The organism is Arsukibacterium sp., from assembly GCF_033721375.1.
Lineage (GTDB): Bacteria > Pseudomonadota > Gammaproteobacteria > Enterobacterales > Alteromonadaceae > Alishewanella.
Window position 1 is genome coordinate 203,469 of sequence record NZ_JAWWAP010000005.1, and the last position, 14,005, is coordinate 217,473.

The 14,005-nt window shown below is 47.8% G+C and carries 15 protein-coding genes; 6 read left to right on the forward strand and 9 right to left on the reverse strand.

Annotated features, from left to right (window positions below):
• Nucleotides 1-16: 16 nt before the first annotated feature.
• The 5 genes from R3187_RS09425 to seqA all read right to left on the reverse strand — a co-directional run bounded on the left by R3187_RS09425 (nt 17) and on the right by seqA (nt 6,761).
• A complete protein-coding gene (locus R3187_RS09425) occupies nt 17-814 on the reverse strand; it encodes an SAM-dependent methyltransferase (protein WP_318966555.1) in 798 nt (265 codons plus the stop codon).
• A gap of 26 nt (nt 815-840) precedes the next feature.
• The gene (locus tag R3187_RS09430; protein ID WP_318966556.1) at nt 841-1,680 is read right to left on the reverse strand and encodes a hypothetical protein; all 840 of its coding nucleotides are present in this window, start codon (nt 1,678-1,680) and stop codon (nt 841-843) included.
• Nucleotides 1,681-1,905: 225 nt separating this feature from the next.
• Nucleotides 1,906-4,386 carry a glycogen/starch/alpha-glucan phosphorylase gene (locus tag R3187_RS09435; protein WP_318966558.1) on the reverse strand — a complete coding sequence of 827 codons (2,481 nt, stop codon included), beginning with the start codon at nt 4,384-4,386 and terminating at the stop codon, nt 1,906-1,908.
• Between the two features lie 176 nt (nt 4,387-4,562).
• A complete protein-coding gene (gene pgm, locus R3187_RS09440) occupies nt 4,563-6,212 on the reverse strand; it encodes a phosphoglucomutase (alpha-D-glucose-1,6-bisphosphate-dependent) (RefSeq protein WP_318966560.1) in 1,650 nt (549 codons plus the stop codon).
• Between the two features lie 9 nt (nt 6,213-6,221).
• The gene (gene seqA, locus R3187_RS09445; protein ID WP_318966561.1) at nt 6,222-6,761 is read right to left on the reverse strand and encodes a replication initiation negative regulator SeqA; all 540 of its coding nucleotides are present in this window, start codon (nt 6,759-6,761) and stop codon (nt 6,222-6,224) included.
• A gap of 107 nt (nt 6,762-6,868) precedes the next feature.
• Between seqA and R3187_RS09450 the strand changes: the two genes are divergently transcribed.
• The 4 genes from R3187_RS09450 to fldA are packed head-to-tail and all read left to right on the forward strand — an operon-like array spanning nt 6,869 to nt 8,724.
• Nucleotides 6,869-7,645: an alpha/beta fold hydrolase gene (locus tag R3187_RS09450; RefSeq protein ID WP_318966563.1), complete on the forward strand. Its 777-nt coding sequence runs from the start codon at nt 6,869-6,871 to the stop codon at nt 7,643-7,645.
• Between the two features lie 49 nt (nt 7,646-7,694).
• Nucleotides 7,695-7,892 (forward strand): DUF2788 domain-containing protein, encoded by a 198-nt coding sequence (locus R3187_RS09455; protein ID WP_318966565.1) that lies wholly within the window; start codon nt 7,695-7,697, stop codon nt 7,890-7,892.
• 14 nt (nt 7,893-7,906) lie between these two features.
• The gene (gene ybfE / locus R3187_RS09460) at nt 7,907-8,179 is read left to right on the forward strand and encodes a LexA regulated protein (RefSeq protein WP_318966567.1); all 273 of its coding nucleotides are present in this window, start codon (nt 7,907-7,909) and stop codon (nt 8,177-8,179) included.
• A 14-nt stretch (nt 8,180-8,193) separates the two neighbouring features.
• Nucleotides 8,194-8,724 (forward strand): flavodoxin FldA, encoded by a 531-nt coding sequence (fldA, locus tag R3187_RS09465; protein ID WP_318966569.1) that lies wholly within the window; start codon nt 8,194-8,196, stop codon nt 8,722-8,724.
• Between the two features lie 44 nt (nt 8,725-8,768).
• On the opposite strand, the gene R3187_RS09470 is transcribed toward fldA, so the two are convergent.
• Nucleotides 8,769-9,233 carry a DUF4442 domain-containing protein gene (locus R3187_RS09470; protein ID WP_318966571.1) on the reverse strand — a complete coding sequence of 155 codons (465 nt, stop codon included), beginning with the start codon at nt 9,231-9,233 and terminating at the stop codon, nt 8,769-8,771.
• Nucleotides 9,234-9,387: 154 nt separating this feature from the next.
• On the opposite strand from R3187_RS09470, the gene fur reads away from it, so the two are divergent.
• A complete protein-coding gene (gene fur, locus R3187_RS09475; RefSeq protein WP_318966573.1) occupies nt 9,388-9,828 on the forward strand; it encodes a ferric iron uptake transcriptional regulator in 441 nt (146 codons plus the stop codon).
• A 52-nt stretch (nt 9,829-9,880) separates the two neighbouring features.
• Here fur and R3187_RS09480 read toward each other — a convergent pair whose 3' ends face one another.
• The 3 genes from R3187_RS09480 to R3187_RS09490 form a co-directional block, all read right to left on the reverse strand.
• A complete protein-coding gene (locus R3187_RS09480) occupies nt 9,881-10,378 on the reverse strand; it encodes a GNAT family N-acetyltransferase (RefSeq protein ID WP_318966575.1) in 498 nt (165 codons plus the stop codon).
• A 117-nt stretch (nt 10,379-10,495) separates the two neighbouring features.
• On the reverse strand, nt 10,496-11,422 hold the full coding sequence (locus tag R3187_RS09485) for an electron transfer flavoprotein subunit alpha/FixB family protein (RefSeq protein WP_318966576.1): 927 nt from the start codon (nt 11,420-11,422) through the stop codon (nt 10,496-10,498).
• Entirely contained in the window at nt 11,422-12,171 is a 750-nt protein-coding gene (locus tag R3187_RS09490) for an electron transfer flavoprotein subunit beta/FixA family protein (RefSeq protein ID WP_318966578.1), read from the reverse strand. The genes R3187_RS09485 and R3187_RS09490 overlap by 1 nt, the downstream gene beginning before the upstream one ends.
• Nucleotides 12,172-12,368: 197 nt before the next feature.
• Between R3187_RS09490 and R3187_RS09495 the strand changes: the two genes are divergently transcribed.
• Nucleotides 12,369-14,003 (forward strand): electron transfer flavoprotein-ubiquinone oxidoreductase, encoded by a 1,635-nt coding sequence (locus R3187_RS09495; protein WP_318966792.1) that lies wholly within the window; start codon nt 12,369-12,371, stop codon nt 14,001-14,003.
• Nucleotides 14,004-14,005: the final 2 nt, after the last annotated feature.

The following is a 14,005-nucleotide window of genomic DNA, read 5'->3' on the forward strand; positions in this document are numbered from 1 at the left end:
CCCATATTTATCATCATCAATATTTGTCATCATCAGCCTGCAACGCTGCCAGTTTATCCAGCATCTGCTGGTTGGCGACCATTTTGGTGGCTGGCGGGATCACCAGGGTGGTTTTGGGATCCATCTCGGCAGTCACCAGCTCAGCCAGCGCCAAGGTTGTGATACGCGGCTGCTGAATAGGCAAGGTTACCGCCTCATACAATATAACCTGATGGCTTAACGGATAATATTCCGCCAATACCTCAATAAGTAGCTGCCGGTAACGACCATCCGTGCCACGCTTAGCCAGGCTGCGATCACCTGCCACACCTACCTGCCATAAAATCAGGTATGCGGCTGAATCAATGGTGCGTTTATAAAACATAAACTGGCTGGTTTCAAAATGCTGGCAGCCATAGGTGCCTGGGTCTATCGCTAAATCGGCTATCAGGCAGTCCTCTGCCGAAATGCCTGGCTCCATATGGGCGGCAAAACCCTCAGCTTTCGCCTCGGCAATCGCTTTATGCGGTACCCAGGCAAATACTCCCGGGTGGCCATAAAAGGCGCCAACCACTTTTTTATGTTGTCTGACTTCAGCAAGCATCGCGGCTACCATTTGCTGATAACTGAGCATTCGCGATACACCGGTCTGATAATAGGGCTGCAAAGACCGCACATCGCTGTTCATCTGCTGCACCCATTGTTCGGTAATGCCATCTGCAACCAGCAAGAACACCACATCGGCCTGCTCAATATAACTGCGGCTCAGCGGGCTGATATGTGACCCCAATGTCATGCCGGTACCGACACAAACTAAACTTCCCTGCTGCTCCACCTGATACTCCGGTTTATTTATAATTATTATCGTAATCGTTGTTGCGATTCAGCTGTGTTGTCATTGAATTTTTGCAGCCATTGCTGGTTAAAGCTATCAAAATCGTCGTTGTTACTCTGGTAATTACTATGCCATAACTGTAATACCTCCAACAGCTCTGGATCCTGCCTTATCTGGGTTATTACCCGGTTTATTTCCGCAATCTTGCTATGACCCCAGGCGTTGTTGGCGCAGCCAATAGCACCGGCCACCGGCTGCTGATTGTTCTCGGCAATTGGCAGGGTAACCATACTGCGATTATAAAGCCGCTGAAAATAATTGGCGACGATTGGGTAGTCAATGGTGTAATCAAGCCGGCCGGAACTTATCATATGCAATATCGCCACCGCCCCACCGGTTCCAGCCCTCGCCAGATAGGGATCATGCTCGTTCAGTAGTGGCTGTAATACCCCATAACGGCGTCCTGCCGGATACCCCAGCCGAAAACGCGGATCGTCCAGCAACTTTTCCAGTGAAACCGGTTCACCATATACTGCCCTGAGCGTTTTCGCTGTCGCGGCACTGGTAATAATATGGTGTGGGTAGTAGAAATGGGTTGGTGAACTGTACACCGCTCTGGCTTCTCCCTCTGGTTTGTAAATCATACAGGGGAAGCAAACTGGTTCTTTATTGTCCAGGGCCTGGGATATTCGCGGTTGCGGCATTTGCAGATAGCTGGCCTGCTGCTCCGGCAGATAACGATGCACTACTCTGGTCAGCACATCACAAACCCCGTGTCGCTGATATTCACCATGCAATACATGAAAAGGTGGCGCGTCGTTTATTGCCCAATGAATAACCCTCGATTGAGTTTCATTATAGGACACCGATAAAATCTGCTCAGAACCGCCTGTCTCCTTCGCGGCCAGGCCTGGACTAGTTAACAGCAACAATAATACGGCAGGTCCGCAAAATCCTGAAACCATAGCATAGCCCTGTCTGGTGCATTTATCTAAAGACTAACGTTCAACTGCTATATTTGCCAATAAGGTCCAATAAAAAACCCATCTTACGATGGGTTTTAAGGCAGCTAACTAACTGTTTATGCCGATTTAACCGGCCACTTTGCACGGTTTTAAATGCCATACCCTGCTGACATAGTCTTCAATAGAGCGGTCAGAGGTAAATTTACCCACTAACGCCGTATTCAGGATAGCTTTTTTAGCCCAACCGGCTTTATCACGATACCAGCTGTCTATCTGCTGCTGCGCTTTGGCATAAGACTCAAAATCTGCCAGCACCAGATAAGGGTCGCCACCTTGCAACAGGCTGTGTTTTATCGCCGCCAGCTCACCGGGTTTACCCGGCGTGAAATAATCCGTTTCCAGCCAGTCTAAAATGGCTTTAATTTCCGGATTATTATGATAGTAATCATAGCTGTGATAGCCGTTTGCATGCAGTGCTTTAACTTCGTCTACGGTTAAACCGAAGATCGCAATATTGTCACTGCCGACTTCCTCGGCAATTTCAATATTGGCGCCATCCAGGGTGCCGACCGTAACCGCACCGTTTAACGCCAGTTTCATATTGCCGGTACCGGACGCTTCTTTACCTGCCGTTGAAATTTGTTCCGACACATCAGCAGCCGGGATCATTTTCTCTGCCAGGGTAACCCGGTAGTTTGGCATAAACACCACTTTTAAGCGGTTTTTAACCCTTTTGTCGTTATTTATCTTGTCAGCAATTTTATTGATGGCATAGATAATTTCTTTCGCCAGTTTATAACCCGGTGCCGCTTTGGCACCAAAGATAAATACCCGCGGCACCATGTCGTAATCCGGATTTTGCAGAATGCGCCGGTACAAGGCCAGAATATGCAGCAGGTTAAGATGCTGGCGCTTGTATTCATGCAAGCGCTTAATCTGAATATCAAAAATGGCGGCAGGGTCAATATCAATTTTGGTCAGCTTTTTCACTTCTTTGGCAAAATCAGCTTTGTTCTGCTGCTTAATTGCCATAAAGCTGTCCTGAACCTGGGCATCATCAGCAAACTCGGCCAATTTGCTCAATAGTTTAAGGTTTACCGGCCAGCCATCGCCCACTTTCTCATCCAGCAGTTTCGACAACCGCGGGTTGCAGGCTTTCAGCCAGCGCCGTGGCGTTACACCATTGGTGACGTTGGTAAATTTATCGGGCCATAGCGCAACCATTTCCGGGAATAAATCTGACTGCACCAGTTTCGAGTGAATTTCAGCCACCCCATTTACTTTAAACGAGCCAACCACTGACAAATGTCCCATCCGGACCATCGGCTCGTCGCCTTCTTCAATAATCGATAGCTTGCGCTTTTTAGCATTGTCGCCAGGCCAGAGCACATCAACCTGTTCAACCAGAAAACGGCGGTTAATTTCATAAATAATTTCAATATGCCGTGGCAACACTTTTTCAAACAACCGTACCGGCCAGCGCTCCAGCGCCTCTGGCAGCAAGGTGTGATTGGTATAGGCAAATACCTGCTGGCACAGCGCCCAGGCGTCATCCCAGCTCATATCAGCCCGGTCAATCAGAATACGCATCAGCTCCGGAATAGCCACTGCAGGGTGCGTATCATTCAGCTGAATGACCACCTGCGCTGGAAATTTGCTCCAGTCATCGCCATGTGCGCGTTTGTAGCGACGAATAATGTCTTTGAGTGAACAGGAACAGAAAAAGTATTGTTGAATTAACCGCAGCTCTTTACCGGCATCGGTTTCATCGTTCGGGTATAACACCTTGGAGATGGTTTCCGCTTCAATATTCTCGCGAGCCGCATCAATATAGCCACCGGAGTTAAACACATCCCAGTTAAAAAAGTCGCTGGCGCGGCTTTCCCACAAACGCAGCACGTTAACTGAGCTGCCGTTGTAGCCTACCACCGGAATATCCCACGGCACGCCTTTGATGATCCGGCCTGGGTGCCAGACTTTTTTCATAGCGCCCTGCAAATCGTATACGGTTTCAACATAGCCATATACCGATATTTCCTGCACCGATTCCGGACGGCATATCTCCCATGGGTTGCCATATTCGCGCCAGCTGTCTGGCCGTTCTATCTGCCGGCCGTCCTGGAAACTTTGTTTAAACAGGCCATGCTCGTAATGAATACCATAGCCAATCGCCGGATAATTTAACGTTGCCAGCGAGTCGATAAAGCAAGCGGCTAAGCGGCCAAGACCACCGTTACCCAATGCCATATCTTCTTCCTGATCTTCAAGATCAGCGATATTCATTCCCAGCTCTGATAAGGCCTGTTTAGCCTGATTATACAAACCTAAGTTATGCAGGTTATTACTGAATAAACGGCCCATCAGATATTCAAGGCTGAAATAATGCAATGCCCGGGTATCCTGCTGATAATGGGTGCGCTGGGTGTTACGTAAGCCATCAAACACCTGCTCGTTGACGGCGGCACAAGTTGCCCGCCACCAGGCCTGGCTGCTGGCTTTATTAACGTCTGTACCCAGGCTTGAATGCAGATGTTTAACGATGTTTTGTTTTAATTGTTCGGTAGATGCACCGCCGGCAGCGGTTTTAGCTGAGGTTGCTTTCTTCATTGCCAATCCTGAAATTTACTGAGCTTATTAATTAAGCAAATCAACATAGCTGAGCCAGTTGATATTATTGTTTAATGTAGAAATATTACGAAAACGATACCTCAATTTACTTCAATTGGCAAAATAAAGGCCGCTTTTGTAATTAAATTACATAATAATGGCGGCCTTTTTAATCGTCAGATACGACTGAACACCTTGTCTACAAAGGCTTTGGCATCTGTTTCCAACTGCTGCAGGTGTGATTGGTCGACAAAGCTTTCCAGGTATATTTTATAGGCGTTTTCAGTACCTGACGGACGCGCGGCAAACCAGCCATTGCGGGTAACCACTTTTACGCCGCCAATATCAGCGTTATTTCCTGGCGCCTTTGTTAAAACTGCCAGTATCGGATCGCCCGCCAGTTCAGTCTGGCTGACACTGGCAATATCAAGGGATTTAAGCGCAGCCTTCTGCTCGGCTGATGCCGGCGCGTCCAGTCGGCGATACAGCGGCGAGCCCAGCTCTTTGGTCAGTGCCTGATATTGCTTGTAAGGGTCCACGCCGGTTTTCGCCAGCATTTCAGCGCCAAGCAGCCCTAAAATAATACCGTCTTTGTCGGTTGACCAGACTTTACCGTTTAAGCGCAAAAAGCTGGCGCCGGCACTCTCTTCGCCGCCAAAAGCCAGGCTGCCGTCATACAGGCCGGCAACAAACCATTTAAAGCCAACAGGCACTTCAGACAATTTACAGCCCCGCGCCGCCACAACCCGGTCAATTAATGCACTGGAGACCAGGGTTTTACCTATTGCCAGACTGGCCGGCCAGTCTGGCCGGTTTGACAATAAATAATTAATGGCCACAGCCAGATAGTGATTGGGGTTCATTAAACCGCCGCTGCGGGTAACAATGCCATGCCGATCAAAATCAGGGTCGTTGCCAATAGCGATATCAAACTGGTCTTTTAGCTGAATTAAATTGGCCATGGCACAAGCTGACGAGCAATCCATCCGGATCTGACCATCTTTATCCAGTGGCATAAAGGCAAACGCCGGATCCACTTTGTCATTAACAACGGTAATATCCAGGCCGTACTTCTCTGCTATTCGCGGCCAGTAAGCAATACCAGAGCCGCCAAGCGGGTCTACGCCAATCCGGATCCCGGCTTTGGCAATAGCTGCCATATCAATCACATTCTCTAAATCGTCAACATAGTGCTGGATATAATCAATATGCTGACAATAGCCTGACTGGATTGCCAGATTGTAGGGCATCATTTTTACGCCCTCTAAATCTTTGGCCAGCAGGGCATTTGCCCGTTGCTCTATCCAGTTAGTAACGTCAGTATCGGCCGGACCACCGTGTGGCGGGTTATATTTAATACCACCATCTTCAGGTGGATTATGTGAGGGTGTAATGACAATGCCATCAGCCAGTTTACCGTCTGCTCCATCATTTTGGGTTAGAATAGCGTGCGAAATAACCGGGGTCGGGGTATAGCCCAAATCTTTTTGAATACAAACCTGAATTTTATTGGCAATCAATACTTCCAGCGCTGAGGCAAAAGCCGCTTCCGACAGCGCGTGAGTATCTTTGCCCAGAAACAATGGGCCGTTGATACCTTGGGCCTTGCGATAGTCAGCAATGGCCTGGCAAATTGCCAGCACATGAGGCTCATTAAACGAGCAAGTCAGGGCGCTGCCACGATGACCAGAGGTGCCAAAGCTGACTTTATGCTCCGGATGCTGATGAACGTCGGGTTCCAGCACATAATAGGCGGTCATTAACCGACTGATGTTAGGAATACGGTCGTTCGGTACCTGTTGGCCAGCCAGGGGATGTAAAGACATACTCTTTCCTTATAATAAATCGCGGATCCGCTCAGCGTCCTGCTCACTATAACCCAGTTTGATGGCAGTTTCGGTTAACATCATTTTTTTTCTGGTGGTATTGGAGTTGGTAATTACCCAATAGCCGGTATTGGGTATTTGCTTCGGGTTGGTACTGCTACCGGCTTCAGACAAGGCCTCTGCTGACGTGGCAAAATACAGCCGGTTACGACCTTTAATTTCCAGCACCTTACCAAACTGTTTTTTGTGAACCCGCGCCAGTACTGACAGCAAATATAAAAAACGCCCTACTACACTGGATTCAGCCTGTAAATCCTGACGACTGACTAAATCAAAAACGCTGCCTGGGTTGTTATTCTCGCGGGCCACTGCATTGTCAGCCAGCGCAGATCCAGCCGCTACAGGGGCGCTGCTATCAACGGTGGTTTGACTGATCTGTTGCTCACCTAACAGTAAACGACGGAGAATATCAGAAGCACTTTCCCCAATCTGGCGGGTTTGTGCGGCAATGTAGTGATACAAATCGTCTTCAATTTCAATGGTTTTCATAAGGTTTTCCGTCAACTGAAAGTTGTCCCATTATATAAAGGCTTTGCCACTGACGCCAGCAGCTTAATTTGTTAAAATATCGGCTTAACTTTATCAGTGAGTTAGCGATGATTCTACATACCCATAGCACTGGCAGCGGCGAACCGCTGGTACTTATCCACGGCCTGTTTGGCAGTTATGAAAACCTGGCCAGTATTGCCCGGGCATTAAGCGACCAGTGGCAGATTATCAGCATAGATCTACCGAATCATGGTCAATCCCCCCACCAGGACCAGATGGATTACCCTGGTATGGTAGCCGACTTAGCAGAAACTCTCGACAGCCTGCAGCTGACAAAAGTTGCGATTCTGGGTCATTCCCTGGGTGGCAAACTGGCAATGGCATTTGCTCTTACCTATCCACAGCGGGTAACAGAGCTTATTGTCGCCGACATTGCGCCGGTGAGCTATCCGCGAAGCCACCAGAGCGTATTTGCCGGCTTAAATGCGGTAGATTTAGCCAATATCAGCAGCCGTGCCGACGCAGACAAACAGTTGGCTGAACATATCACAGAGCCCGGGGTGCGCCAGTTTCTGTTAAAAAGTCTGCAAAAGTCAGGCGACGGCTTTAACTGGCGTTTTAATCTAAGCGCACTGGAACACTGCTACGATACGTTGCTTAGCGCAACAGAGTTTGACAGTAAATACAGCGGGCCGGTGCTTTTTATTAAAGGCGCGGAATCAGACTATATTCTGCCGCAGCACCGACCACAAATTCTGCGCTATTTTCCGGCAGCAGAGGCAAAAATAATTAATGGCACCGGTCATTGGTTGCATGCGGAAAAACCTGTGGCATTTACCAAGCTGGTGCGAGACTTTTTATTGAGCCAGCACACTAAAAAGTAGTGATTTTTATGCTATAGTGCCGCCAATTTTTTCAGTATGGCCAGGATTAATGACCGTAGCGCAATTTGAAACCATAGGTTTATGGCTGGGTTTAGCTGCACTGTATATTTTTATTGTGCTGGCCATTAATGATGTGCTGAAAAAAAGTCAGGCGCCACGGATGGGACGCTTTTTTGTCTGGCTGGTGTTGTTTTTATCACCATTGGTATTTGTGATTAAAACTGTTTTGCAGCTCTTTTTTGAATAACAGGGTTGAGATTAATGGCCAAAATCGCCACTGATCGCACCACCATTGATTTGTTTGCGGCTGAAAAGCGGCCGGGGCGGCCTAAAACCAATCCGTTGCCACGTGAAGAGCAGCTTAAGTTGAATAAGCGCAACCAAATTAAACGCGATCGTAATAACGGGTTAAAGCGTATTGAATTTAAGGTATCTGGCCAGTTGTATGCGGCATTAACTAAGGCTGCTGAACAAGCTGACACCACACGCAGTAACTTAATTGAACAACTTTTAGAACAGGCTTTATCCAGGTAAGAAGGCAATAAACCATGGCAACTGTAGGAATATTTTTTGGTAGTGATACCGGCAATACTGAGCATATCGCTAAGATGATCCAAAAAGAGCTGGGCAAAAATCTGGTAGAGATCCGTGACATAGCTAAAAGCAGTAAAGAAGACATTGCCGGCTTTGACCTGCTGTTACTGGGTATTCCCACCTGGTACTACGGCGAAGCCCAATGTGACTGGGATGACTTTTTCCCTGAGCTGGAAAATATCGATTTTAACAATAAACTAGTGGCAATATTCGGCTGTGGTGATCAGGAAGACTACGCTGAATACTTTCTGGATGCGATGGGCACGCTGCGCGATATCATCGAGCCGAAAGGCGCTATTATAGTCGGCCACTGGCCAACAGCCGGCTATAACTTTGTCGCATCAAAAGCATTAGCTGATGACAGCCATTTTATCGGTCTGGGCGTAGATGAAGACCGTCAGCCGGAGTTAACCGAGCAACGGGTAAAACAGTGGTGCAAACAAGTGTATGAAGAAATGAGCCTGCAGGAATTTGCCAACCTGTAACCCCGGTTCCGGTAATAAGAGAGAGGCTATACGCCTCTTTTTTATTACCTATACTTCGGTTTTTTGCGGATATACACCGTCCGGTTCACCTCGCAGACAATATTGTTATCTGCATCTTTAATATGTACCAGAAACTGCGGGAAATACTTATCACCAGTTGCAGTATTCGCTTTGATATCTTCCACCGCATCGTCGGTCAGCAAAAACTCAGCGGTCAGTTTGCCAAGCCCGGGTTTAATGTAATCAATGTCAGCCTGCTTATCCCAGACCATATATTCTTTCCCCAGGGCGCCCATTAATAATAACGGGTATATCGGATCCGTCATCGCAAACATTGATCCGCCAAACTGGCTACTGTTTATATTTCGGGTCCATGGTCTGTTTTTCAGTTCTACTCTGGCGTAACGATAATCATCAGCCAGACTGGCAACTTTAATGCCGCTGAATAATAACGGTGGCCAGAAATTCAGTAAATGTCGCATAACCTGCGGCTTAAACGCCCAACGCATAACTTTACCTGGTATGACCTGTTAAAGAGGCATTTTAACCTGTCAAAGTGAAAGTACAAGAGCTTCATGATGAAATGAGCGCTAATCGGCCATTTCAATATTGCGCTAATGTCTTTATAATCGATGCAAATCCACCAGCAAGACAGAGTTTTTTATGTCAGATCATAATCATGAGCTACGTAAGGCCGGCCTGAAAGTTACCCTGCCGCGGGTGAAAATACTTGAGATTTTACAAGATCCGAATCATCAGCATATCAGTGCAGAAGATGTATATAAAATCCTGTTAGAGCTGGGTGAAGATATTGGCCTGGCCACAGTATACCGGGTACTTAACCAGTTTGATGATGCCGGTATTTTAACCCGACACCACTTTGAAGGCGGTAAATCAGTATTTGAACTGACCGGTAACAGCCATCACGATCACCTGGTGTGCCTGAAATGTGGCAAGGTTATTGAGTTCGAAGATGAAATCATTGAAGCCAAACAGCTGGAAATTGCCGAGAAAAATGGCATTAAGTTAACCCACCATAGCCTGTATTTATATGGTGAGTGCACTGATACTGAACAATGTAAGAAAAACGCCAGTTCGCATTAATCCGCGATAACCGCAATGGCAGCCCGGGCTGCCATTTTTTTGCTAGCCGATATCAGACGCTACCACTATTAATCCTGGCCATTATCAAAGCACTGACGTAATTGCCATACTGAAAGGCAAAGTCCGCAAGTTCTGCTTCCACCTCAAAACCAAAGCGTTCGTACAAAGCAATCGCCACTTCATTGCTGCTATATACCGTCAGTTCCATCCGGCGGATGTTCAGCCAGTTGTCAGCCATTTCCAGCGCGGCTCTGAGCAAAGCTGAGCCAACACCCTGGCCCTGAAACTCTTCCAGCACACCCATGCCCAGCTCTGCAACATGGCGGCGTCTGGGGTTCTGACATACCTGCAGCCCAAGTTGCCCAACAACTTTACCCTCCATTTCGGCGACCAGGTTATAGAAGCCGCCACCCGCATTGAATAGTCTTTGCCAGCTGGCAACCGGCTGGTAAGGCAACTGCAGGGTATTGGCAAAAATGGTTGGCTGATCATAGATCGCTTTGATGGCTTCAATATCACCCGGTTCGGCATGGCGGATCACAACAGGCATGGTTACAGCGTCCTTGGCAAATAAGTCATTTATCTTAAGTCGGAATTCATCCTGCTCACAAGAGCTATTATGCAAAAAGCCAGCAGATGCTGGCTTTTTGGTGGCATAAGCAATTTATTAAAGCTGCTGCTCCAGCTCTGGCAGTACCGTAAACAAGTCAGCCACTAAACCATAGTCTGCAACCTGAAAAATTGGTGCCTCGGCATCTTTGTTAATTGCGACAATAACTTTCGAGTCTTTCATACCGGCTAAATGCTGAATGGCACCGGAAATACCCACCGCAATATACAAATCCGGCGCGACGATTTTACCCGTTTGACCAACCTGCATATCGTTTGGCACAAAACCCGCATCTACCGCTGCGCGCGAGGCACCAATGGCCGCATTAAGCTTATCAGCAATGCCATTTAGCATGGCAAAGTTTTCGCCATTTTGCATTCCGCGGCCACCGGAAATAATAACCTTAGCAGCAGTAAGTTCAGGCCGGGCAGATTTAGTCAGCTCTTCACTAACAAATGACGATACCTGCAGATTTTTTACAATATCCAGCTTTTCAATCGGCGCATTGCTGCCCTCTGCCGCTGCGTCAAAAGCCGAACCACGAACCGTCAGTACTTTGATTGCATCAGCTGATTGCACCGTGGCAATGGCATTACCAGCATAAACCGGCCGGACAAAAGTATCGGCACTTTCGATGGCAATCACATCTGACAACTGTGCAACATCTAATAATGCTGCAACTCTTGGCAACATATTCTTACCTGTTGTCGTCGCTGCTGCCAGGATATGGCTGTAGTCTTTACCAATTTCAGCTACAAGTGCGGCCACGTTTTCGGCCAGCTGATGACCATAGGCTGTGGCATCCGCAACCAGGACTTTGCTTACTCCCGTGATAGCGGCTGCTGCGCTGGCCGCTTTATCACAGTTTTCGCCGGCAACCAGCAGATGAATATCACCACCGATGCTGGCGGCGGCCTGCACTACTTTATGGGTATCGGCTTTCAGTGCATCATTGCTATGTTCTGCAATTACTAAAATAGTCATCAGATCACCTTCGCTTCATGCTTTAATTTTTCAACAAGTTCGGCTACCGACTCGACGATTACCCCACCCTGACGGCTTGGTGGTGCGGTAACTTTCAATGTCGTCACATTAGACTGCAGATTTACGCCCAGACTGTCAGCAGCTTTAACATCTAATGGTTTTTTCTTGGCTTTCATAATATTGGGTAATGACGCATAGCGAGGCTCGTTTAATCGCAAGTCGGTAGAAACCACTGCCGGCAGCGTTAACTCAACGGTTTGCAAGCCACCATCAATTTCCCGGGTAACCTGAACTTTATCACCATTAACCACCACTTTAGAGGCAAAGGTACCCTGCCCCATTCCGGTCAGTGCCGCCAGCATCTGACCGGTTTGGTTGTTGTCGGAATCAATTGCCTGCTTACCCAGAATAACCAGTTGCGGCTGCTCTTCTTCAACCAGCTTTGCCAGCAATTTCGCCACCTGCAATGAATCCAGATTAAGTTCAGTTTCCAGATGAATAGCCCGATCTGCTCCTAAAGCTAATGCTGTGCGCAGTTGTTCCTGCACTGCTTTGGCTCCAATCGACACCGCAACCACCTCTGTTGCAGTACCTGCCTCTTTTAAGCGTACCGCTTCTTCTACCGCAATTTCACAAAACGGATTAAGTGCCATTTTCACATTGGCTAAATCGACGCCGGTCTGGTCTGCTTTTACCCGAACTTTTACGTTGTAGTCGATAACCCGTTTAACCGGAACTAATATCTTCATATAATCCTCTTCAATTGCATGCCAACGCTTGCCTGACTGCGGGTTTACGTTAAGGTAAACATAACCCTGTACATTGCTGCACAATCTACTTACTGTTGACGTTAACGTCAACCTGCAATACCCTTATCAGCACAATAAACGCAGTGAATACTGTAAATATAAGCATCCAAGAGGTAACCATCGTGGAAAGAGAAGCAATGGAGTTCGATGTGGTAATCGTTGGCGCCGGACCAGCGGGCTTATCGGCCGCGATCCGGTTGATGCAACAAGCCACGCAAGCCAGCAAAGAAATTACGGTTTGTGTAGTGGAAAAAGGCTCAGAAGTGGGCGCTCATATTTTATCCGGTGCGGTGTTTGAACCCAGAGCGCTGAACGAACTGTTACCGGACTGGCAGCAAACCGGCGCGCCGCTGACCACCCCAGTGACCCACGATGATATTTATCTGTTCAGCGATGGACAAAGCAGCCGGAAGTTACCCGGCTTTGCCGTACCTAAAACTATGCACAACAGTGGCAACTATATTGTGTCAGTCGCCAACCTTTGCCGCTGGTTAGCCGAACAGGCCGAAGCGTTGGGTGTTGAAATTTTCCCAGGGTTTGCCGCCAGTGAATTGTTGCTGGAAGACGATGTGGTAAAAGGTATTGTTATTGGCGACATGGGGCTGGACCGCGAGGGAAAACCAAAAGACAGCTTTACCCCGGGCATGGAGTTACGTGCCAAATATACCTTGTTTGCTGAAGGATGCCGTGGTCATCTGGGTAAACAGCTTATCAACCACTATCAGCTGGATAAAGATGTCTCGCCGCAACATTATGCTATTGGCTTTAAAGAGATCTGGGATGTACCGGCCAATAATCACCATCAGGGGCTGGTAGTCCATTCTGCCGGCTGGCCATTGGCCAACGAAGCCTCTGGCGGCGGCTATCTGTATCATGCAGAAAGCCAGCAAATTGTTGTTGGCCTGATTATCGACTTGAATTACAGCAACCCTTATCTTGACCCCTTTGCCGAGTTTCAGCGCTACAAGCAGCATCCGGTAATCAAGCAATACCTGGCTGAGGGTAAACGGGTCAGTTATGGTGCCAGAGCCATTACTAAAGGTGGGTTGAACAGCTTGCCGAAAATGAGCTTTGCCGGCGGCTTACTGCTGGGCTGCAATGCCGGCACCCTGAACTTTGCCAAGATTAAAGGTAACCATACCGCGATGAAATCGGGCATGCTGGCAGCGGAGACAGTATTTACTGCGTTAAACAGTGATGATGCAGGTGGTAAAGACTTAACCCAATATGCTGATACTGTTAAACAAAGCTGGTTGTATGACGAATTACACAGCTCGCGCAATTTTGGCCCGGCCATGCATAAATTCGGTACCTTCTGGGGCGGTGTCTTCAATACCATCGAACAAAACTGGTTCGGGGGCAAACTGCCCTTTACGCTGAAGGACGACAACCGGGACTATGCCCAGCTAAAGCTTGCGGCTGATTCCACTAAAATTGAATATCCTAAGCCAGATAATATTCTCAGCTTTGACAAGCTGACCTCTGTATATTTATCCAATACTAATCATGAAGAAGAGCAACCCTGTCATTTAAAACTGGCTGATCCAAGTATTCCTATTGAGGTCAATTTACCAAAATATAATGAGCCGGCTCAACGATATTGTCCTGCCGGGGTCTATGAAGTGATTAATGAAGAAGGCCAGCAACCGCGTTTTCAGATTAATGCCCAGAACTGTATTCATTGTAAAACCTGCGACATTAAAGATCCGAGTCAGAATATTACCTGGGTAACACCGGAAGGTGGCGGCGGACCAAACTACCCGAATATGTAATA

Excerpts from the sequence above, each read along its gene's own strand:
- R3187_RS09435 (WP_318966558.1), bottom strand. The coding sequence starts at position 4,386 with ATGAAGAAAGCAACCTCAGCTAAAACCGCTGCCGGCGGTGCATCTACC.
- pgm (WP_318966560.1), bottom strand. The coding sequence starts at position 6,212 with ATGTCTTTACATCCCCTGGCTGGCCAACAGGTACCGAACGACCGTATT.
- seqA (WP_318966561.1), bottom strand. The coding sequence starts at position 6,761 with ATGAAAACCATTGAAATTGAAGACGATTTGTATCACTACATTGCCGCA.
- R3187_RS09450 (WP_318966563.1), top strand. The coding sequence starts at position 6,869 with ATGATTCTACATACCCATAGCACTGGCAGCGGCGAACCGCTGGTACTT.
- R3187_RS09455 (WP_318966565.1), top strand. The coding sequence starts at position 7,695 with ATGACCGTAGCGCAATTTGAAACCATAGGTTTATGGCTGGGTTTAGCT.
- ybfE (WP_318966567.1), top strand. The coding sequence starts at position 7,907 with ATGGCCAAAATCGCCACTGATCGCACCACCATTGATTTGTTTGCGGCT.
- fldA (WP_318966569.1), top strand. The coding sequence starts at position 8,194 with ATGGCAACTGTAGGAATATTTTTTGGTAGTGATACCGGCAATACTGAG.
- R3187_RS09470 (WP_318966571.1), bottom strand. The coding sequence starts at position 9,233 with ATGCGTTGGGCGTTTAAGCCGCAGGTTATGCGACATTTACTGAATTTC.
- fur (WP_318966573.1), top strand. The coding sequence starts at position 9,388 with ATGTCAGATCATAATCATGAGCTACGTAAGGCCGGCCTGAAAGTTACC.
- R3187_RS09480 (WP_318966575.1), bottom strand. The coding sequence starts at position 10,378 with ATGCCTGTTGTGATCCGCCATGCCGAACCGGGTGATATTGAAGCCATC.
- R3187_RS09485 (WP_318966576.1), bottom strand. The coding sequence starts at position 11,422 with ATGACTATTTTAGTAATTGCAGAACATAGCAATGATGCACTGAAAGCC.
- R3187_RS09490 (WP_318966578.1), bottom strand. The coding sequence starts at position 12,171 with ATGAAGATATTAGTTCCGGTTAAACGGGTTATCGACTACAACGTAAAA.
- R3187_RS09495 (WP_318966792.1), top strand. The coding sequence starts at position 12,369 with ATGGAGTTCGATGTGGTAATCGTTGGCGCCGGACCAGCGGGCTTATCG.